The organism is Pseudoalteromonas sp. P1-26 (assembly GCF_001401795.1).
In the GTDB taxonomy this organism is placed as follows: Bacteria; Pseudomonadota; Gammaproteobacteria; order Enterobacterales; family Alteromonadaceae; genus Pseudoalteromonas.
Map to the genome: position 1 here is coordinate 1 of NZ_LKDX01000149.1, position 400 is coordinate 400.

The window sequence follows — 400 nt, forward strand, 5'->3', positions numbered from 1 at the left end:
CTTTGGTTCTATCTAACATCTCTTTAGTGAAAACGCCTCTTCGGTATTTTGTAACAAATACTAGATGAGCATTATTTTTAAATAGGCAGTTTCTGCCTGTTCTCCATTCGTACATTTTACTTATAGACTAGATTGACAATTTAACGCTAAGTGTAATAATAGTTACCGCAATTGACAACCGACGGAAAGAGCATGCTAACTGGCATTAAGCTACGTGCTAACCCAACATCATATCAAAAACTGGTTTTAAGCCAGTGGATGGGTTGCGCACGCAGTATTTGGAATGCCAAAGTTGACGAAGAAAAGTATTACCGCACCTTTGCACGTAAATACTACCCAACGGGCACTTATGCCCCAATTGACCAGAAAACATCACAATTCAAGTCGAAGGAGTTAACCC

At 39.5% G+C, this 400-nt stretch carries 1 protein-coding gene; it reads left to right on the top strand.

Features of this window, described 5'->3' with window-relative positions:
* Nucleotides 1–192: 192 nt before the first annotated feature.
* On the top strand, nt 193–400 hold a 208-nt coding region (locus tag AN394_RS21335; protein ID WP_152968974.1), incomplete at its 3' end, for a helix-turn-helix domain-containing protein.